We start from the raw sequence: 19,769 nt of genomic DNA on the forward strand, positions 1-19,769 counted from the left end.
GAACTTTCGCACACGAGACCGACTCGATCAACCGTTCGCCGGAGGATCCGCACCGGCCTGGGTAATGTGATGGTCAGTCACCAGCGAAACGGGGAAAAGGACATGGCCAGGGACTGGTTCCGGCGGTTCACGCCGGCGCCCGACAGCGGTGTGCGGCTGTTCTGCTTCCCGCACGCGGGCGGCGCGGCCGGTGCCTACCTGGCGCTGAGCCGCCGGCTGGCCCCGGAGCTGGACGTGCTGGCGGCCCAGTACCCGGGCCGGCAGGACCGCCGCACCGAGCCGCCGCTGGACGATCTGGGCCGCCTGGTCGACGCCCTGGCCGACGAGCTGGCCCCGCTGTGCGGCGACGGGGACCGCCCGTACGCCTTCCTGGGCCACAGCATGGGCGCGCTCGTCGCGTACGAACTCACCCGCGCCCTGGACCGGCGAGGCCTGCCCGGCCCCCGGCACCTGTTCCTGTCCGGCCGGTCGGCGCCGACGGAGAGCGACACCGTGGACCGGCTCGACACCGACGAGGCGATCCTCGCCAGGCTCCGCCTCCTCGGCGGCACGGCTGTGGAGATCCTGGCCGAACCGGAGCTGATGGAGCTGGTGATGCCGCCCCTGCGCGCCGACTACCGCGCGCTGTGCTCGTACGCCTGGCGGCCCGGCCCGCCGTTGCGCACCCCGCTGACCGTGCTCGTCGGCGACAGCGACCCGCTCGTCCCGGTCGAGGCCGCGGCGGCGTGGCGGGAGCACACGACGGCGGACAGCGACCTGCGGGTGCTGCCGGGCGGCCACTTCTACCTCGATGCCCACACCGAGACGGTGGCCGACATCATCCGTACACCCCTGGAGGCAGCGTGACGCCCGGTCGACTCCTCGCGGTCAGCGACCTGCACGTAGGGCACGGCGAGAACCGCGCCATCGTCGAGAAGCTGCGGCCGGAGACGGACGACGACTGGCTGCTGGTGGCCGGTGACGTCAGCGAGGCCGTCGAGGACGTCGCCTGGGCGCTCGGCGTGCTCCGCGACCGGTTCGCCCACGTGGTCTGGGCCCCCGGCAACCACGAACTGTGGACGACCCCGTCCGACCCCGTACAGCTGCGCGGCGAGGAGCGCTACCTCCACCTCGTCGAACGGTGCCGGAGCCTCGGCATCACCACCCCCGAGGACCCGTACCCGGTCTGGGAGGGCGAGGGCGGCCCGGTGGTGATCGCGCCGCTGTTCCTGCTGTACGACTACACCTTCCGTCCCGCGGGCGCCCGCACCCAGGCGGAGGCCCTGCGGATCGCCGAGCAGGCCGGGATCGTCGGCACCGACGAGTACTACCTCCACCCCGACCCGTACCCGAGCCGGGAGGCCTGGTGCCGGGCCCGCGTCGCCGCCACGGCGGCCCGCCTCGCGCAGATCCCGCCGGACCTGCCGACCGTCCTGGTCAACCACTTCCCCCTCGTACGCGAACCCACCCGCATCCTGCGCTACCCCGAGTTCGCCCTGTGGTGCGGCACCGAGGCCACCGAGGACTGGCCGGTCCGCTTCCGCGCGGCCGCGGTCGTCTACGGCCACCTCCACATCTCGCGCCTGATCCACCAGGACGGCGTGCCGCACCACGAGGTGTCGCTCGGCTACCCCCGCGAATGGAAGCGCCGCGCCGATGCCGCGGAGTACAAACCCGTACGGATCCTGGGAGCCCCGGAATGATCGAGGACCTCCTGCCACCGTCGGTCACGGCGGTCGAATCCTTCACGGACGACACGGTGGAGGCCCTCTTCCCGGAAGAGGCGGCCCTGGTGGCGAACGCCGTCGAGACACGCCGCCGGGAGTTCGCCACCACCCGCCGCTGCGCCCGCGAGGCCCTCGCCAAACTGGGCGCCCCGTCGGCCCCGCTCCTCCGCGACCCCAAGGGCGCCCCCCAGTGGCCGACGGGCTTCATCGGCTCGATGACCCACTGCGCGGGCTACCGCGCCGCCGCCGTCACCCGCGCGGGCACCCTCACCTCCCTGGGCATCGACGCGGAACCGAACCTCCCGCTCCCCGACGGCGGCGTCCTCGACCTGGTCACCCTCCCCGAGGAACGCCGCCACCTGTCGTCCCTGGCCGCACGCCACCCCGAAATCCACTGGGACCGCCTCCTGTTCAGCGCCAAGGAGACGGTCTACAAGGTCTGGTACCCCCTGACCCACCGCTGGCTCGACTTCCACGAGGCCACCCTCACCCTGGACCCCACCACCTCCACCTTCACGGCCCACCTCCTGGTCCCGTCCCCGTTCCCCACGCTCAGGGGCACCTGGCTCTGCCGGGAGGGCCTGCTGGTGACGGCGGCGACGCTCACGTCCACGGACTGCACATCTCCTTGAAGGCCGGCCCCGACCCGGCGGCGGCGCGGGGCCGGGGCTTCGGAGGCCGGGCGGGTTACGCGTCCGGGTTCATGCCCTGGGCGGTCAGCTTCAGGCGGTCGATCTGGAGCTTCGCGAAGTCGTTGTAGTTCGGCTTCACCACGAACGTGCCCTTGCCGTTCACCACGGCGACGACGCTGCCGATCCGCATCGTGACCATGGTCTCGCCGTCGGCGTCCTCGAAGGCGTCGGTCTCCTCGGCGCCCGCGTTGATCTCCACCGGCTTCACCTGGCCGTCCTTCTCGGCCTTCCTGCGCTCCTCGCTGACCATGGCCTTGTACGTGGCCCTGGCGTCGTCCGGGCTCTGGAAGGCCAGGATGCCGAAGACGACCTCACCGTCGTACTCGGAGCTGTCGCCCTGGCCGCTGTCATCCGTGTCGAAGTCGGTGCTGCCCATGCTGAGCAGCCCGCCGCAGTTGGACTCGGTCGATTCGTCGCACGCCTCGACGGCCTCGTCGCCGACCTCGACCTCGATGTCGTCGCCCTCGAAGCCCTGGGGCGCGCTCGCCCTGCTGGGGAGGGCGGTGCGGACCATGTCCGGCGTCAGCGTGACCGGGGGCTTGTCGCCGTCCCCGCGGAAGGCCTCCAGACCCTCGTCCGAATCACCGCACGCCGTCAGTAGGGCCATCAGCGCCACTCCGGCTGCGATCCCCCGTGCTGCCTTACTCAACGTCAACCCCTCGCACTCACTGCTCACTTGACGTGGACACTCAAGCGCATGCGGGCTGACCACGCCAAATGCGTCTCGCCCGTCGACTCCGTGGTTTCGAGAGCTCGCACGCCACCCCAGGGACCAGTGGGGGACAACGACAAAGAGCCGGACCCAGTGGTACTGGGTCCGGCTCCTGATGTCTGGCACTTCCACAGGTCAGCGGGATGATCACGCTGTTCCGGCTTCTGTGCCCCCGGCAGGATTCGAACCTGCGCACACGGCTCCGGAGGCCGTTGCTCTATCCCCTGAGCTACGGGGGCGTGTCCGCCGTGATCGGCGGCGACGGGTAGAACCCTACCAGCTCTCGGGCGGTGGCTGTGAACAGGTATTTCCGGAGGGCGACACGCGGCCTGTCGCTCGTGCGGGGTGGAAGTGGGGAAAACCCGGACGCAGGGCTGGATCGCGACCTACTCTCGAGTTGTGTCAGGCGCGTCCGGCCGGGTGCTCGTCGTGGACGACAACAGGGTCATCCGGCAGCTGATCAGGGTCAATCTCGAGCTTGAGGGCTTCGAGGTCGTGACCGCGGCCGATGGTGCCGAGTGTCTGGATGTCGTGCATCGGGTCTGCCCCGATGTCGTCACGCTCGACGTCGTCATGCCGCGCCTCGACGGGCTGCGGACCGCCGCGCGGCTGCGGGAGGATCCACGGACCGGGCATCTGCCGGTCGCGATCATCAGTGCCTGTACGCAGCACGAGATGGACGGAGGGCTCGCCGCCGGGGTGGACGCGTTCCTGGCGAAGCCGTTCGAGCCCGCCGACCTCGTGCGGCTCGTGCGGCAGCTCATGGAGCGGGACGTCCACGGCCGCCGCGGCGCCGGCCACGCCGGTACCGGGACGGGGTCGGGGGCAGGGTCGGGGCCGGCGACAGGCACCGGGACCCCCTGGGGCTGAGCCCCCGTGCCCGCATCACGAAACCGGTTCGCGTCCTCACCCCCCTCCTCCCATACGCTTGTCCCGTGACCCCCGCAGATCTCTCCCTCACCGTGCTGCACGCCGTGCGCCGCGCGGTCGGTGACGGTGCCCTGCGGGCGGAGACCGCCGTCCCCGAGCGGGTCAAGGTCGAGCGGCCCCGCCCCGGTGGCAGGGGGGACTACGCGACCAGCGCCGCCCTCCAGCTCGCCGGGCCCGCCGGGATGCCGGCCCGTCGGGTCGCCGAGATCCTCCAGGCGCGGCTCGCCCAGGCCCCCGGGATCGCGGCCGTCGAGATCACCGGGCCCGGGTTCCTCAACTTCACGCTGCGGGGCGACAGCCACGCGCAGCTCGTCGCCCGCGTGCGCGAGCAGGGGTGGCGCTACGGGCACGGGCGCGCGCTCGACGGGCAGGTCCTCCACTACCGGGAGCCACGTGAGGCCCGGGCCGCCGTCGTCGTCCGGGCCGTGGCGCGGCTCCAGAGCGCGCAGGGCGCCCGCACGCGGATCACCGACGCCGCCGACGGCATCCGGCTCACGCCCGTGCCCGTGCCCGTGACGTACGACGTGGACGCGCTCGGGCCCGACGCCGCCCACTGGGCCCTCCTCCGGCCCGCCGCCCACGACCGGGCCCTGGCGGCCGACGACGTACTCCCGCAGACCGAGGCCAACGGGCTCTTCGCCGTGCGGTACGCGCACGCCCGGGCCGCGGCCCTGCTGCGCAACGCGGCGCAGCTCGGATTCGGCGCCGCGTACGAGCAGGACGTCGACGCGCCGCGCCTCCTCACCGCCATCGGCGACCACCCCGCCGTCCTCGAAGCCGCCGCACGCCACCGCGCCCCCGATCGGGTCGCCCGGCACCTGGAGGCCACCGCCGACGCGTTCCTGGGGTTCCAGCACACCGTGCTGCCCGTCGGCGACGAGAAACCCTCGGCCGCCCACCGCTCCCGGCTCGCCCTTGCCGAAGCCGCCGGGACGGTGCTGGCCGGCGGCCTGGCACTGCTCGGCATCAGCGCCCCCGACTACTTGTGACTTTGTGAGAGAGACATGAGCCGTTCCGCACACCCCGCCGGGCCCCGTCACGCCGATGTCCTGCCCGAGGGGCACTACACCGCTCCGCCCGCCGACCTCAACCGCCTCGACGCGAAGGTGTGGTCCCGGACCGTCACCCGGGACGAGGACGGTGTCGTCACCGTCGGCGGGATCCCCGTCACCACCCTCGCCGAGGAGTACGGCACCCCCGCCTACTTCCTCGACGAGACCGACTTCCGCGCCCGCTGCCGCGCCTGGGCCGACGCCTTCGGCAGCGAGGCCGACGTCTTCTACGCCGGGAAGGCGTTCCTGTCGCGCGCCGTCGTCCGGTGGCTCAAGGAGGAGGGGCTCAACCTCGACGTGTGCTCGGGCGGCGAGCTCGCCACCGCCCTCGACGCCGGGATGCCCGCCGAGCGCATCGCCTTCCACGGCAACAACAAGTCGGTGGAGGAGATCGAGCGCGCCGTGCGCGCCGGGGTCGGGCGGATCGTGCTCGACTCCTTCCAGGAGATCGCGCGCGTGGCGCACATCGCGCAGTCCCTCGGCGTCCGCCAGAAGGCGCAGATCCGGGTGACCGTCGGCGTCGAGGCGCACACCCACGAGTTCATCGCCACCGCCCACGAGGACCAGAAGTTCGGCATCGCGCTCGCCGGCGGGCAGGCCGCCGAAGCCGTACGGCGGGCCCTGAAGCTGGACGGCCTGGAGCTCATCGGCATCCACTCGCACATCGGGTCGCAGATCTTCGACACCTCCGGCTTCGAGGTGGCCGCCCGCCGGGTGATCGGCCTGCTCAAGGAGGTCCGCGACGAGCACGGCGTCGAGCTGCCCGAGATCGACCTCGGCGGCGGGCTCGGCATCGCGTACACCTCCGAGGACGACCCCCGCGAGCCGCACGAGATCGCCAAGTCGCTCACCGAGATCGTGACGAGGGAGTGCGAGGCCGCGGGGCTGAGCGTCCCCCGCCTCTCCGTCGAGCCCGGGCGCGCCATCGTCGGGCCCACCGCCTTCACGCTGTACGAGGTCGGCACGGTCAAGCCGCTCGAAGGGCTGCGGACGTACGTGAGCGTCGACGGCGGCATGTCGGACAACATCCGCACCGCCCTGTACGACGCCGAGTACACCGTCGCGCTGGTGTCCCGGACGAGCGACGCCGAGCCGATGCTGAGCCGCGTGGTGGGCAAGCACTGCGAGAGTGGTGACATCGTGGTGAAGGACGCGTTCCTTCCCGCCGACGTCGCGCCGGGGGACCTCATCGCCGTACCGGCCACCGGGGCGTACTGCCGTTCCATGGCCAGCAACTACAACCACGCACTTCGCCCGCCCGTCGTCGCCGTCCGCGACGGTGGGGCGCGGGTGATCGTCCGGCGTGAGACGGAGGAAGATCTCCTGCGTCTCGATGTCGGCTGATGAAATAGATGTCTCATAATCCGGACGGAAGGCAGAAACTTCCGTCCGGTGAGTGAGACTGGATCGCACTCAAGCTGTAAGAAGGAAACGAGGTCGGATGATGCGTACGCGTCCGCTGAAGGTGGCGCTGCTGGGCTGTGGAGTGGTCGGCTCAGAGGTGGCGCGCATCATGACGACGCACGCCGACGACCTCGCCGCGCGCATCGGCGCCCCGGTCGAGCTCGCCGGGGTCGCCGTCCGCCGGCCCTCCAAGGTGCGCGAGGGCATCGCCCCCGAGCTCATCACCACCGACGCGATGGCCCTGGTCAAACGCGGCGACATCGACGTCGTCGTCGAGGTCATCGGAGGCGTCGAGCCCGCCCGTACGCTCATCACCACCGCCTTCGAACACGGCGCCTCCGTCGTCTCCGCCAACAAGGCGCTCCTCGCCCAGGACGGGCAGAGCCTGTACGCCGCCGCCGAGCAGCACGGCCGCGACCTGTACTACGAGGCCGCCGTCGCCGGCGCCATCCCGCTCATCCGGCCGCTGCGCGAGTCCCTCGCCGGCGACAAGGTCAACCGGGTGCTCGGCATCGTCAACGGCACCACCAACTTCATCCTCGACAAGATGGACACCTCCGGCGCCGGGTACTCCGAGGCGCTGGACGAGGCCACGGCCCTCGGGTACGCCGAGGCCGACCCGACCGCCGACGTCGAGGGCTTCGACGCCGCCGCCAAGGCCGCCATCCTCGCCGGCATCGCCTTCCACACGCGCGTGCGCCTCGACGACGTCTACCGCGAGGGCATGACCGAGGTCACCGCCGCCGACTTCGCCTCCGCCAAGCGCATGGGCTGCACCATCAAGCTGCTCGCCATCTGCGAGCGCGCCGCCGACGGCGGGTCCGTCACCGCGCGCGTGCACCCCGCGATGATCCCGCTCAGCCACCCGCTGGCCTCCGTCCGCGGCGCGTACAACGCCGTCTTCGTCGAGGCCGACGCCGCCGGGCAGCTCATGTTCTACGGACCCGGTGCCGGCGGTTCGCCGACCGCGTCCGCCGTACTCGGCGACCTCGTCGCCGTCTGCCGCAACCGCCTCAACGACGCGACGGGGCCCGGCGAGTCCGCGTACACGCAGTTGCCCGTGAGCCCCATGGGCGACGTCGTCACGCGGTACCACATCAGCCTCGACGTGGCCGACAAGCCGGGCGTCCTCGCCCAGGTCGCGACGGTCTTCGCCGAGCACGGCGTATCCATCGATACGGTGCGCCAGCAGGGCAAGGACGGCGAGGCCTCCCTCGTCGTCGTCACCCACCGCGCGCCCGACGCCGCCCTCTCCGGGACCGTCGAGGCGCTGCGCAAGCTCGACACCGTGCGCGGTGTCGCCAGCATCATGCGTGTTGAAGGGGAGTAAGGACCCATGACCAGGACCCACCAGTGGCGCGGCATCATCGAGGAGTACCGGGACCGCCTTCCGGTCACGGACACGACGCCGGTCGTCACGCTCCGTGAGGGCGGTACGCCGCTCGTCCCGGCCCAGGTCCTCTCCGAGCGCACCGGCTGCGAGGTACACCTCAAGGTCGAAGGTGCGAACCCGACCGGCTCCTTCAAGGACCGGGGTATGACCATGGCCATCACCCGGGCCAAGGAGGAGGGCGCGAAGGCCGTCATCTGCGCCTCCACCGGCAACACGTCGGCCTCCGCGGCCGCGTACGCCGTGCGCGCCGGGATGGTCTCCGCCGTCCTCGTGCCGCAGGGCAAGATCGCGCTCGGCAAGATGGGCCAGGCGCTCGTCCACGGTGCGAAGATCCTCCAGGTCGACGGCAACTTCGACGACTGCCTGGACCTCGCCCGCGCGCTCTCCGACAACTACCCGGTCGCGCTGGTCAATTCGGTCAACCCGGTCCGCATCGAGGGCCAGAAGACCGCCGCGTTCGAGATCGTGGACATGCTGGGCGACGCCCCCGACATCCACGTCCTGCCCGTCGGCAACGCCGGCAACATCACCGCGTACTGGAAGGGTTACACCGAGTACGCGACGGACGGGATCGCCTCCCGCCGGCCGCGCATGTGGGGCTTCCAGGCCTCCGGCTCCGCGCCGCTCGTCCGCGGCCACGTCGTGAAGGACCCGTCGACCATCGCCACCGCGATTCGCATCGGCAACCCGGCCTCCTGGGACTACGCGATCGCCGCCCGCGACGAGTCCGGCGGCTTCATCGACGAGGTGACGGACCGTGAGATCCTGCGGGCGTACCGCCTGTTGGCCTCCCAGGAGGGCGTCTTCGTCGAGCCGGCGTCGGCCGCCTCCGTGGCCGGCCTGCTGAAGGCCGCCGAGCAGGGCAAGGTCGACCCGGGCCAGACGATCGTCTGCACGGTCACCGGCAACGGCCTGAAGGACCCCGACTGGGCGGTCGCCGGAGCGCCCCAGCCGGTCACCGTCCCCGTCGACGCGGCCGCGGCCGCCGAGCGGCTCGGCCTCGCGTAAGGCGCTTCGGCCACGCGTCGCGTAAGGGCTTCGGCCACACGCAAGGCGTTTCGGCCACGCCGGAAAAGCCGCAAGCCACGCAGTACGGGACACAGGAGCACAGGAAGGCTCGCGACACGCATCGTGCGCCTCCTGTGCGCCCTATGTCGCCACAGAACCTTCCTTCGATAGGCTGTACCGAACCCACCCCGTCGCGTATGCCTCCGCATATGCCGCGGTACTGATGCCGTTGTCACCGATACGGCCCCCGGGTCTTGCGTACGCCTCGTACAACCCCCGTCGTCAGAGTCAAGGAGAGTCATCGAGCGATGGCCGGTCCCGCGTTCCGCGCCGCCGCCGTCCGGGTGCGCGTCCCCGCCACCAGCGCCAACCTCGGCCCGGGCTTCGACGCCCTCGGCCTGTCGCTGGGGCTGTACGACGACGTCGTCGTCCGGGTCGCCGACTCCGGGCTGCACATCGACATCGCAGGCGAGGGTGCCGACACGCTCCCGCGCGACGAGAGCCATCTGCTCGTACGCTCCCTGCGCACGGCCTTCGACCTGCTCGGCGGGCAGCCCCGCGGCCTCGAGGTCGTCTGCGCCAACCGCATCCCGCACGGCCGGGGCCTCGGCTCCTCCTCGGCCGCCATCTGCGCCGGCATCGTCGCCGCCCGTGCGGTGACCATAGGCGGCGACGCCAAGCTCGACGACGCGGCGCTGCTGGAGCTCGCCACCGAGATCGAGGGCCACCCCGACAACGTCGCCGCCTGTCTGCTCGGCGGCTTCACGCTCGCCTGGACCGAGGGCGGCGCCGCCCGGGCGATCAGGATGGAACCCTCGCGTTCCATCGTTCCGGTGGTTTTCGTCCCCGGGAAGCCGGTGCTCACCGAGACCGCCCGCGGCCTGCTGCCGCGCACCGTCCCCCATGTGGACGCCGCGGCCAACGCCGGCCGCGCGGCCCTGCTCGTGGAGGCCCTGACCCGGCGCCCCGAGCTGCTGCTCGCGGCCACCGAGGACCGCCTCCACCAGGAATACCGGGCCCCCGCGATGCCGGAGAGCGTCGCGCTTGTGAACCGACTGCGCGCGGACGGCGTCCCCGCGGTCATCTCCGGTGCGGGCCCCACGGTGCTCGCGCTGGCCGAGGACGGCGCGGCGGAGAAGGTCGCGCTCCTGGCGGGCGAGGGCTGGGCGGCCAACCGGCTCTCCCTCGACCTCTCGGGCGCGAGCGTGCTGCCGCTCGCGCCGTAGGTCTCCGCCGGAACACGGATTGCCGGTGTTGGAGAGGGGGAATGTTTGTTGGAGCCGGTAGTGTTAACCTCAAGTCTGCACCCGACGTCTTTGTGGCGCGGTGCTGAGTGTCCCCTTCCGGGACCACCATTCTTCCGGGAGCCTCCTCCACTGCCTGAGCAGCCTGCCTGAGCAGTTTCGAGCACGCTCCGGAACCGGCGCGCGACACCCCTCGCTTTTCCCAGGAGCGGGCCGAGCAGGGGGCCTCGGGCCGGACCCAAGCACGTATCTCTCTTTCCGCCGTACCCGGCGGGACCACCGCCCCGACACGGACCACAGATCAGGGACCGCTGTCGGACAGCACAACCGGTCGCCGAGCCAGAAGGCCGACGTCCGCTCCAGGGAAGGACCCTTCGTGAGCGACACCACCGATCTGATGGGCGTGACTGCCGACACCAGCGTCGACACCCCCGCGCCCGCCGCAGGTGCTGCCACTGGCACCACCTCACGGCGCCGCCGCTCCGGCACCGGCCTCGAGGGCATGGTCCTGGCCGAGCTGCAGCAGGTCGCGTCCGGCCTCGGCATCAGGGGCACCGCGCGGATGCGCAAGAGCCAGCTGATCGAGGTCATCAAGGAGGCGCAGGCCGGGGGCGCGGCCGCCGCGCCGGGCGCCGGTGCGGCCGGAGCCGCCGAGACCAAGCCGAAGCGCCGCGCCACCTCCAAGGCCCGTACGGGCGACGAGGGCGCCACCGCCAAGGCCGCCACCGCCAAGGCCGCCGACAAGGCGGAGAAGGCCGGCAGGGCCGAGGAGGCCGACGCCGCGCCCAAGACGGTGAAGGCCGGGCAGCCCGTCGCGCAGCAGCAGATCGAGATCCCCGGTCAGCCGGCCTCCGACGACCAGGCCGTCGGCGAGCGCCGCCGTCGCCGTGCCACCGCGCCGGCCGGCAGCCCCGAGGGCGACACCCGCACCGAGGCCCGCGCCGACGTGCGGACGGACGTCCGCACCGAGACCCGGACCGAGCCCCGTACCGACGCGCAGGGCGACGCCAAGGCCGAGGCCTCCGTCGACACCGCCGAGGCCGGCCGCCGCGACCGCCGCGACCGCGGGGAGCGCGGGGAGCGCGGCGAGCGCCGCGACCGCCAGCGTGACCGCCGCGACCGCGGCAAGGGCGAGGGCGCCGACCAGCAGGGCGGCGGCCAGCGCCAGCAGCGCCAGGGCGGCCAGCAGGGCCAGACCGGCCCGCAGGACGACTTCGACGACGAGGGCGGCCGCCGGGGCCGTCGCGGCCGCTACCGCGACCGCCGTGGCCGTCGTGGCCGCGACGACTTCGCCGCCGGCGAGCCGCAGGTCTCCGAGGACGACGTCCTGATCCCCGTCGCGGGCATCCTGGACATCCTCGACAACTACGCGTTCATCCGGACCTCCGGCTACCTGCCCGGCCCGAACGACGTGTACGTCTCCCTCGCCCAGGTCCGCAAGCACGGCCTGCGCAAGGGCGACCACGTCACCGGCGCCGTGCGCCAGCCCAAGGAGGGTGAGCGCCGCGAGAAGTTCAACGCGCTGGTCCGCCTGGACTCGGCCAACGGCATGGCCGCCGACTCCGGCCGCGGCCGTCCCGAGTTCAACAAGCTGACGCCGCTCTACCCGCAGGACCGCCTCCGTCTGGAGACCGACCCGGGTGTGCTGACCACGCGGATCATCGACCTCGTGTCGCCGATCGGCAAGGGCCAGCGAGGCCTGATCGTGGCCCCGCCGAAGACCGGCAAGACCATGATCATGCAGGCGATCGCCAACGCGATCACCCACAACAACCCCGAGTGCCACCTGATGGTCGTCCTCGTCGACGAGCGTCCGGAAGAGGTCACCGACATGCAGCGGTCGGTCAAGGGCGAGGTCATCTCCTCGACCTTCGACCGCCCGGCCGAGGACCACACCACCGTCGCCGAGCTGGCCATCGAGCGTGCCAAGCGCCTCGTGGAGCTGGGTCACGACGTGGTCGTCCTGCTCGACTCCATCACCCGCCTGGGCCGCGCGTACAACCTCGCGGCGCCCGCCTCCGGCCGCATCCTGTCCGGTGGTGTCGACTCGACCGCGCTCTACCCGCCGAAGCGCTTCTTCGGCGCCGCGCGCAACATCGAGGACGGCGGCTCGCTGACCATCCTGGCCACCGCGCTGGTCGACACCGGCTCGCGCATGGACGAGGTGATCTTCGAGGAGTTCAAGGGCACCGGCAACATGGAGCTCAAGCTCGACCGGAAGCTCGCCGACAAGCGCATCTTCCCGGCCGTCGACGTCGACGCGTCCGGTACGCGCAAGGAGGAGATCCTCCTCGGCAGCGAGGAGCTCGCCATCGTCTGGAAGCTGCGCCGGGTGCTGCACGCGCTCGACCAGCAGCAGGCGATCGAGCTGCTGCTCGACAAGATGAAGCAGACGAAGTCGAACGCCGAGTTCCTGCTCCAGATCCAGAAGACGACGCCGTCGGCCGGAAACGGCAACGACTGACGATCCGTCAGGAACCACTGAACCGCCCCCGTTACGCCAGTGACGGGGGCGGTTCGGCGTTGTAGGATCAGCGCGTCGTAGTGGGGGGGAACGCATTTGCGAATGCGCTCACTGAGTCGACGGAGCCGCGCCCTGAAACACCGGGCCGCTCCGCGCCGTTGCCTTCTTTCCGGTGGCCTTCCGTGGCTCCTCTCCTCCCTGCGCGGACATCGAGAGGAGTTTCTGAGTGACATCTGCTCAGCGGAGGGCGCGCATAGCCCTTCCCGCGGCTGCCGCCGCATTCGCCCTGGGAGGTGCGCTGCTCGGCGGCGCCCCCGCCCAGGCGACCGACACCCAGCCGCTGTCCGGCGAGCGGACCGTGCGCCCGCTGCCCACGTCCTCCGAGGCGGAGCTGCGGGCACGGGTCGAGGGTGTCAAGTCCGTACTCAAGAAGGACGGACCGAAGGAAGACGCCGGCGCCACGGGGGCGAAGCCCGCCCCGAGCGGTTCGTCGTCGCCCTCCACGGTCGACCCGAAGATCATCAGCGGCCAGCCGGCGTCGATCGCCGAGGCGCCGTGGATGGTGCAGCTGTACTACTACGACCCCACCGACGGCACCGGCTTCTTCTGCGGTGGCTCGCTGGTCGCGCCGAACAAGGTCCTCACCGCCGCGCACTGCGTGTACGGCGTGAACTGGGCCCTCAACGGCACGGTGGTCGGCGGTACGGAGAAGCTGTTCTACACGACCGAGGAGGGCATGTCCTCCGGAGTCACCCGCCAGTGGGTGAACCCGGCGTACAACGACACCACCGTCAACGGTGACGTCGCGGTCCTGACGCTCGACACCCCGATGCCGTACAAGACACTCCAGACGACGTCGGCCGGCGACACCCTGTCGTACAAGGCCGGCACGCCGGGCACCGTCTACGGCTGGGGCCGGATCAGCTCCACCAGCGACGAGTCGGCCGAGGTCCTGCAGAAGGCCACCGTGCCGATGCGGGCCGACAGTTCCTGCTCGGCGTACTTCGGCTCCCACTTCGTCGCGGGCAACATGGTCTGCGCGGGCGAGCCGGCCTCCGGCCAGGACGCCGGCACCGTCTCGCCGTGCAACGGCGACTCCGGCGGCCCGCTGGTCGTCAACGGCCGCATCGCCGGTGTCGTCTCGTGGGGCGTCGAGGACTGCGTCGAGTCGGGCGCGTACGGCGTCTACGCCAAGACCAGCACCTACACGGGCCGCATCAACCCGCGGATCGACGACACGGACCTCAACTTCGACGGCCGGGCGGACCTCCTCGCCCGGACGAGCGGGGGCGAGCTCTTCGAGTACTACTCGCGGGGGACCACCGTCGGTGGCCGTGTCTCGCTCGGCGACTGGTCCGGGACGAACCTGATCCGTCAGGCCGACCTGCAGCGGGACAACCACGCGGAGTTCATCGTCCGCACGACCAACGGTGACCTGCACTGGTTCCACCCGGACTTCGCCGCGGGCGAGTACGTCGTGACCCGCATCGGCGGCGGCTGGGGCGCGATGAAGTCCATCACCCTGCCCGGCGACGTCACCGGCGACGCGCAGGCCGACCTGCTCGCCGTCGACACCGCCGGCGTCATGTGGACCTACCCGGGCCGGGGCAACGGCACCTTCGGCAAGCGCGTCCAGGTCGGTTCCGGCTGGGGCGTCCTCACCCTCACGGGCAAGGGCGACTACACCGGTGACGGCAAGGCGGACCTGCTGGCGCGGGACTCCTCCGGGTCGCTGTACGTCTACCCGGGCCGTGGCTCCGCGAGCGCTCCCTTCGGGAAGCGGACGTTCGTCGGCACGGGCTGGAACTTCACCGCGTACGCCGCCACCGGCGACGTGAACGGCGACGGCCGGGCCGACCTGTTCGCCCGCGACCGGGACGGCGTGCTGTGGTTCTACGCCGGCCGCGGCTCCGCCTCGGCGCCCTTCTCGCCGCGTACGAAGATCGGCAGCGGCTGGAACGCCTTCAACATCTTCGGCTGACGTCTTCGGCGGGCCGTGGCGTGGCCCCGGTCCGCCGGAGATCCGCGTCACAGTCGGGCCGGGCCCTCAACCCGCCCGTGTCCCGCCTGTGACCTGGGAAGAAGAGCACCTGTGCCCACCGTGCCCCGCACGGTGGGCACAGCGCTTTCTCAAACACCTCTTAGAAGTGCGTGCAACCCTGTGGGCCGCTTCCCCGTCTGACGCGGCAGGGGGAGGACGGGAGACCGAAGACCACGAGACCGAGGACACCCATGGCCCAGCAGGACCGCAGCCACAGCCGAATACGCGCCACCGGACGCCGCCGCAAGCCGCCCGCCAAGGGCCGCAGGGCGGTCCGCGTCGCCGCCTGGTCGGCGGCGGGACTGGCGGTCGTCGGCGGCGGCGGACTGGCCTACGGCTACGTCACCCTCAACGGCAACATCGACAGCGTCGACATCAACGCCCAGCTGCGCGACGACGACCGCCCCGAGGACGTCGACAACGGCTCGATGGACATCCTCGTCCTCGGCTCCGACACCCGCGCCGGCGCCAACGGCGCCTACGGCCGCGACGAGGGCGCCGCCCGCTCCGACACCGCGATGATCCTCCACGTCCACGAGGGCCACCGGAAGGCCAGCGTCGTCTCCGTGCCGCGCGACACGATCGTCGAGCGGCCCGACTGCACCGACAAGACCGGCCGGGCCGTCCCCGGGCAGCGCAAGGCCATGTTCAACATGGCGTACGAGGTCGGCGGCCCGGCCTGCGCGGTCAAGACCGTCGAGGCGATGTCCGGCATCCGCATGGACCACTACATCGAGGTCGACTTCACCGGCTTCAAGAAACTCATCGACGAGCTCGGCGGCGTCGAGGTCACCACCACCAAGCCGATCAAGGACACCTCCAGCCACCTCGACCTGGCGGCCGGCACGCACACCCTGACCGGCGAGCAGGCCCTCGGCCTCGTACGCACCCGCAAGGGCGTCGGCGACGGCAGCGACCTGGGCCGCATCCAGCTCCAGCAGGCGTTCATCAAGGCCTTCATCGAGCAGGTCAAGAGCGTCGGCGTCTTCACCAGCCCCCAGAAGCTCTGGGGCCTCGCCGACACCGCCACCAAGGCCATCACGCCCGACGCGGAGCTCGACACCGTCAAGGAGCTCGTCGGCTTCGCCCGCGGCCTGCAGCAGCTCGGCCCCGACGACGTCCACATGATCACGCTGCCGGTGCGGTACGACCCCGCCGACCTCAACCGCGTCGTCCCGCTCCAGGCCCAGTCCCAGCAGGTGTGGACCGCCCTGCGGCAGGACCGGCCGATCCCCGCGTCCGCCACGAAGGACGCCGCCACGGGCACGGCCCAGGGCGTGGTCGAGTAGTCCGGACCGGCTCGGGAACGGCTCCGGAATAGATGCGGACCCACCCCGGTTTTGGGAGATACGGCCGGTCCTGGCAGACTGGTACGTCGGCCCCGGTTCACGCACGCGCATCCCGCCCGTGCGACCCGGCGCCCTCCCGAAACTAGGAGACACCTTGAAGCGCGACATCCACCCCGAGTACGTCGAGACGCAGGTCAGCTGCACCTGTGGCGCGTCGTTCACCACCCGTAGCACGATCCAGGGCGGCAACATCCGTGCCGAGGTCTGCTCCGAGTGCCACCCGTTCTACACGGGCAAGCAGAAGATCCTCGACACCGGTGGCCGTGTGGCCCGCTTCGAGGCCCGCTTCGGCAAGAAGGCTGCCGGCTCCGCCAAGTAGCGAGCCCCTGCGCCGGTCTCCGGCCGCCCCGGCGAGGGGCGGCCGGGACCGGCGTTTGCCGTCTCACTCCCGCAGCAGCCACCAACCCGCGTACGAAAACCAGGAGCACCGATGTTCGAGGCGGTCGAGGAACTGATCGGCGAACACGCCGACCTCGAGAAGAAGCTCGCGGACCCCTCCGTCCACGCCGACCAGGCCAACGCGCGCAAGCTCAACAAGCGCTACGCCGAGCTGACCCCGATCGTCGCCACCTACCGCGCCTGGAAGCAGACCGGCGAGGACATCGAGACGGCCAAGGGGTTCGTCGCCGACGACCCCGACTTCGCCGCCGAGGTCAAGGAGCTGGAGAAGCAGCGCGAGCAGCTCACCGAGAAGCTGCGCCTGCTGCTGGTCCCGCGCGACCCCAGCGACGACAAGGACGTCATCCTGGAGATCAAGGCCGGCGCGGGCGGCGACGAGTCCGCCCTCTTCGCCGGCGACCTGCTGCGCATGTACCTCCGGTACGCCGAGCGCGTCGGCTGGAAGACCGAGATCATCGACGCCACCGAGTCCGAGCTGGGCGGCTACAAGGACGTCCAGGTCGCCGTGAAGACCAAGGGCGGCAACGGCGCGACCGAGCCCGGCCAGGGCGTCTGGGCGCGCCTGAAGTACGAGGGCGGCGTGCACCGCGTGCAGCGCGTGCCGGCCACCGAGTCGCAGGGCCGCATCCACACCTCCGCCGCCGGTGTCCTCGTGACCCCGGAGGCCGAGGAGATCGACGTCGAGATCCACGCCAACGACCTGCGCATCGACGTCTACCGGTCCTCCGGCCCCGGCGGCCAGTCCGTCAACACCACCGACTCGGCCGTCCGCATCACCCACCTGCCGACCGGCATCGTCGCCTCCTGCCAGAACGAGAAGAGCCAGCTCCAGAACAAGGAGCAGGCCATGCGTATCCTGCGCTCCAGGCTGCTCGCCGCCGCCCAGGAGGAGGCCGAGCGCAACGCCGCGGACGCGCGCCGCAGCCAGGTGCGCACCGTCGACCGGTCCGAGAAGATCCGTACGTACAACTTCCCGGAAAACCGGATCTCGGACCACCGCGTCGGCTTCAAGGCGTACAACTTGGACCAGGTGCTCGACGGCGACCTGGACCCCGTGATCCAGGCCTGCGTCGACGCCGACTCCGCGGCGAAGCTCGCCGCGGCCGCGTAAGACACATCCCGTACGGAGGACCAGCGTGCAGCGACATTCTGGGGGACGCCCCCCAGGCCCCCGCACTCTGCTGCTTGCCGAGGTGGCCCAGGCCACCCAGCGGCTGGCCGACGCCGGCGTACCCTCACCGCGCTTCGACGCCGAGGAGCTCGCCGCGTTCGTGCACGGCGTCAAGCGGGGAGAGCTGCACACGGTCAAGGACGCGGACTTCGACGCCCGCTACTGGGAGACCATCGCCCGCCGCGAGGCCCGCGAGCCGCTCCAGCACATCACCGGACGGGCCTTCTTCCGCTACCTGGAGCTCCAGGTCGGCCCGGGCGTCTTCGTACCGCGCCCGGAGACCGAGTCGGTCGTCGGGTGGGCCATAGACGCCGTCCGCGCGATGGACGTCGTCGAGCCGCTCATCGTCGACCTGTGCACCGGCTCCGGCGCCATCGCCCTCGCCATGGCCCAGGAGGTGCCGCGCTCCCGCGTGCACGCCGTGGAGCTGTCCGAGCAGGCCCTGGAGTGGGCGCGCAAGAACGCCGAGGGGTCCAGGGTCACCGTCCACCACGGCGACGCCCTGACCGCCCTCCCCGAGCTCGACGGCCAGGTCGACCTGGTCATCTCCAACCCGCCGTACATCCCCCTCACCGAGTGGGAGTACGTCGCCCCCGAGGCCCGCGACCACGACCCGGAGATGGCGCTCTTCTCCGGCGAGGACGGCCTCGACACCATCCGCGGCATCGAGCGCACCGCCCACCGCCTGCTCCGCCCCGGCGGCCTCGTCGTCATCGAGCACGCCGACACCCAGGGCGGCCAGGTGCCGTGGATCTTCAACGAGGAAGCCGGCTGGACGGACGCGGCCGACCACCCGGACCTGAACAACCGCCCGCGCTTCGCGACTGCGCGCAAGGCGACGCCATGACACACGAGACCGTGTACGTGTACGAGGAGGCCCGTTAAATGGCTCGGCGATACGACTGCAACGACGCGACCGACCGCACGACCGGCCTGCGTGAGGCCGCGTCCGCCGTCCGCCGCGGCGAGCTCGTCGTGCTGCCCACCGACACCGTGTACGGGATCGGTGCGGACGCCTTCAGCGCGGAGGCCGTCGCCGACCTGCTGGCGGCCAAGGGGCGCGGCCGCAACATGCCGACCCCGGTCCTGATCGGCTCGCCCAACACCCTGCACGGCCTGGTCACGGACTTCTCCGAGCAGGCGTGGGAGCTCGTCGACGCCTTCTGGCCCGGCGCGCTGACCCTGGTCACCAAGCACCAGCCGTCCCTGCAGTGGGACCTCGGCGACACCCGCGGCACCGTCGCGATCCGGATGCCGCTGCACCCGGTCGCCATCGAGCTGCTCACCGAGGTCGGCCCGATGGCCGTCTCCTCGGCGAACCTCACCGGCCACCCGTCCCCGGAGGACTGCGACGCCGCGCAGGGCATGCTCGGCGACTCCGTCTCGGTCTACCTGGACGGCGGCCCGACGCCCGGCAACGTCCCGTCGTCGATCGTCGACGTCACCGGCAAGGTCCCGGTCCTGCTGCGCGCGGGCGCGCTCTCCGCGGACGAGCTGCGCAAGGTGGTACCCGATCTCGAGGTGGCCAATTGACCGCCCCTGAGGGGCGTGGCATAGGCGGCACGGAGACCGACACCTTCCGCATCCTCCACGTCAGCACCGGCAACGTCTGCCGCTCGCCCATCACCGAGCGGCTGACCCGCCATTTCCTCTGCGACCGCCTGGGCGACCCCCTGGGCGGCGGCCTGGTCGTGGAGAGCGCCGGCACCTGGGGCCACGAGGGCGCCCCCATGGAGGCCAACGCCGAGATCGTCCTCGCCGACTTCGGCGCGGACGCGAGCGGCTTCGTCGGCCGCGAGCTGCTCGACGAGCACGTCATCCGCGCGGACCTGGTCCTGACGGCGACCCGCGACCACCGGGCGCAGGTCATCTCGATGGGCCACAGCGCGGGCCTGCGCACCTTCACCCTGAAGGAGTTCACCCGCCTGGTGCGGGCGATAGACCCGGCCACGCTCCCCGACCCGTCGAGCGACGGCGTGGTCGAACGCGCCCGCGCCCTGGTCCGCGCGGCGGCGGCCCTGCGCGGCTGGCTGCTGGCCCCGAGCGCGGAGGCGGACGAGGTCAACGACCCGTACGGGGCGCCGATCACGTTCTTCCGCTCGATCGGCGACGAGATCCAGCAGGCGCTGGACCCGGTGGTGACGGCGCTGACGGGGGTGCCCACGCCGCGCTGACCGGCTTCGCGGGGGTGCCGACGCCGCGCT

Annotated in this window: 18 protein-coding genes and 1 tRNA gene; 17 read left to right on the plus strand and 2 right to left on the minus strand. The window is 71.7% G+C overall.

All coding sequences use genetic code 11. The features are described from left to right. Nucleotides 1–102: 102 nt before the first annotated feature. From ACIRNI_RS00950 to ACIRNI_RS00960, 3 genes are read left to right on the plus strand one after another with little or no spacing between them, the layout of a single operon-like run. The gene (locus tag ACIRNI_RS00950) at nt 103–846 is read left to right on the plus strand and encodes a thioesterase II family protein (RefSeq protein ID WP_403547158.1); all 744 of its coding nucleotides are present in this window, start codon (nt 103–105) and stop codon (nt 844–846) included. Next, nucleotides 843–1,682 (plus strand): metallophosphoesterase family protein, encoded by an 840-nt coding sequence (locus tag ACIRNI_RS00955; protein ID WP_403547160.1) that lies wholly within the window; start codon nt 843–845, stop codon nt 1,680–1,682. Before ACIRNI_RS00950 ends, ACIRNI_RS00955 begins: the two co-directional genes overlap by 4 nt. Next, a complete protein-coding gene (locus tag ACIRNI_RS00960) occupies nt 1,679–2,338 on the plus strand; it encodes a 4'-phosphopantetheinyl transferase (protein WP_403547162.1) in 660 nt (219 codons plus the stop codon). Before ACIRNI_RS00955 ends, ACIRNI_RS00960 begins: the two co-directional genes overlap by 4 nt. 55 nt (nt 2,339–2,393) lie before the next feature. Here the strand turns inward: ACIRNI_RS00960 and ACIRNI_RS00965 are convergent, their stop codons facing one another. Together ACIRNI_RS00965 and ACIRNI_RS00970 are read right to left on the minus strand one after the other, a co-directional pair. Further along, nucleotides 2,394–3,005, minus strand: coding sequence for a hypothetical protein (locus tag ACIRNI_RS00965; RefSeq protein ID WP_403547164.1), 612 nt, complete (start codon nt 3,003–3,005; stop codon nt 2,394–2,396). A gap of 272 nt (nt 3,006–3,277) precedes the next feature. After that, nucleotides 3,278–3,349, minus strand: a tRNA-Arg gene (locus ACIRNI_RS00970). A gap of 106 nt (nt 3,350–3,455) precedes the next feature. On the opposite strand from ACIRNI_RS00970, the gene ACIRNI_RS00975 reads away from it, so the two are divergent. The 14 genes from ACIRNI_RS00975 to ACIRNI_RS01040 all read left to right on the plus strand — a co-directional run bounded on the left by ACIRNI_RS00975 (nt 3,456) and on the right by ACIRNI_RS01040 (nt 19,739). Further along, nucleotides 3,456–3,980, plus strand: a complete 525-nt coding sequence (locus ACIRNI_RS00975; protein WP_403547166.1) for a response regulator — start codon at nt 3,456–3,458, stop codon at nt 3,978–3,980. A 65-nt stretch (nt 3,981–4,045) separates the two neighbouring features. Continuing rightward, entirely contained in the window at nt 4,046–5,029 is a 984-nt protein-coding gene (gene nrtL, locus ACIRNI_RS00980; protein ID WP_403547168.1) for an ArgS-related anticodon-binding protein NrtL, read from the plus strand. A gap of 15 nt (nt 5,030–5,044) precedes the next feature. Beyond that, nucleotides 5,045–6,436, plus strand: coding sequence for a diaminopimelate decarboxylase (gene lysA / locus ACIRNI_RS00985; RefSeq protein ID WP_403547170.1), 1,392 nt, complete (start codon nt 5,045–5,047; stop codon nt 6,434–6,436). A 100-nt stretch (nt 6,437–6,536) separates the two neighbouring features. Beyond that, on the plus strand, nt 6,537–7,826 hold the full coding sequence (locus ACIRNI_RS00990; RefSeq protein WP_355362962.1) for a homoserine dehydrogenase: 1,290 nt from the start codon (nt 6,537–6,539) through the stop codon (nt 7,824–7,826). Nucleotides 7,827–7,832: 6 nt separating this feature from the next. Then, nucleotides 7,833–8,897 (plus strand): threonine synthase, encoded by a 1,065-nt coding sequence (gene thrC, locus ACIRNI_RS00995; RefSeq protein WP_356642453.1) that lies wholly within the window; start codon nt 7,833–7,835, stop codon nt 8,895–8,897. Nucleotides 8,898–9,205: 308 nt separating this feature from the next. Further along, complete coding sequence (gene thrB, locus ACIRNI_RS01000) at nt 9,206–10,123, plus strand: homoserine kinase (protein ID WP_355362894.1); 918 nt, start codon at nt 9,206–9,208, stop codon at nt 10,121–10,123. 394 nt (nt 10,124–10,517) lie between these two features. Then, nucleotides 10,518–12,605, plus strand: coding sequence for a transcription termination factor Rho (gene rho / locus ACIRNI_RS01005; protein ID WP_403547173.1), 2,088 nt, complete (start codon nt 10,518–10,520; stop codon nt 12,603–12,605). A gap of 226 nt (nt 12,606–12,831) precedes the next feature. Next, nucleotides 12,832–14,586, plus strand: coding sequence for a trypsin-like serine protease (locus ACIRNI_RS01010; protein ID WP_403547175.1), 1,755 nt, complete (start codon nt 12,832–12,834; stop codon nt 14,584–14,586). A gap of 251 nt (nt 14,587–14,837) precedes the next feature. Continuing rightward, nucleotides 14,838–15,935 carry an LCP family protein gene (locus tag ACIRNI_RS01015; RefSeq protein ID WP_403547177.1) on the plus strand — a complete coding sequence of 366 codons (1,098 nt, stop codon included), beginning with the start codon at nt 14,838–14,840 and terminating at the stop codon, nt 15,933–15,935. A gap of 154 nt (nt 15,936–16,089) precedes the next feature. Further along, nucleotides 16,090–16,314: a 50S ribosomal protein L31 gene (gene rpmE / locus ACIRNI_RS01020; protein ID WP_355362886.1), complete on the plus strand. Its 225-nt coding sequence runs from the start codon at nt 16,090–16,092 to the stop codon at nt 16,312–16,314. A 111-nt stretch (nt 16,315–16,425) separates the two neighbouring features. Further along, a complete protein-coding gene (prfA, locus tag ACIRNI_RS01025; protein ID WP_403547179.1) occupies nt 16,426–17,505 on the plus strand; it encodes a peptide chain release factor 1 in 1,080 nt (359 codons plus the stop codon). Nucleotides 17,506–17,530: 25 nt separating this feature from the next. Continuing rightward, complete coding sequence (gene prmC, locus ACIRNI_RS01030; RefSeq protein WP_403547181.1) at nt 17,531–18,412, plus strand: peptide chain release factor N(5)-glutamine methyltransferase; 882 nt, start codon at nt 17,531–17,533, stop codon at nt 18,410–18,412. A gap of 38 nt (nt 18,413–18,450) precedes the next feature. Further along, on the plus strand, nt 18,451–19,098 hold the full coding sequence (locus tag ACIRNI_RS01035) for an L-threonylcarbamoyladenylate synthase (protein ID WP_355362880.1): 648 nt from the start codon (nt 18,451–18,453) through the stop codon (nt 19,096–19,098). Further along, the gene (locus tag ACIRNI_RS01040; RefSeq protein ID WP_355362878.1) at nt 19,095–19,739 is read left to right on the plus strand and encodes a protein-tyrosine-phosphatase; all 645 of its coding nucleotides are present in this window, start codon (nt 19,095–19,097) and stop codon (nt 19,737–19,739) included. The genes ACIRNI_RS01035 and ACIRNI_RS01040 overlap by 4 nt, the downstream gene beginning before the upstream one ends. Nucleotides 19,740–19,769: the final 30 nt, after the last annotated feature.

This window comes from Streptomyces sp. NPDC093546, from assembly GCF_044765045.1.
GTDB lineage: Bacteria > Actinomycetota > Actinomycetes > Streptomycetales > Streptomycetaceae > Streptomyces.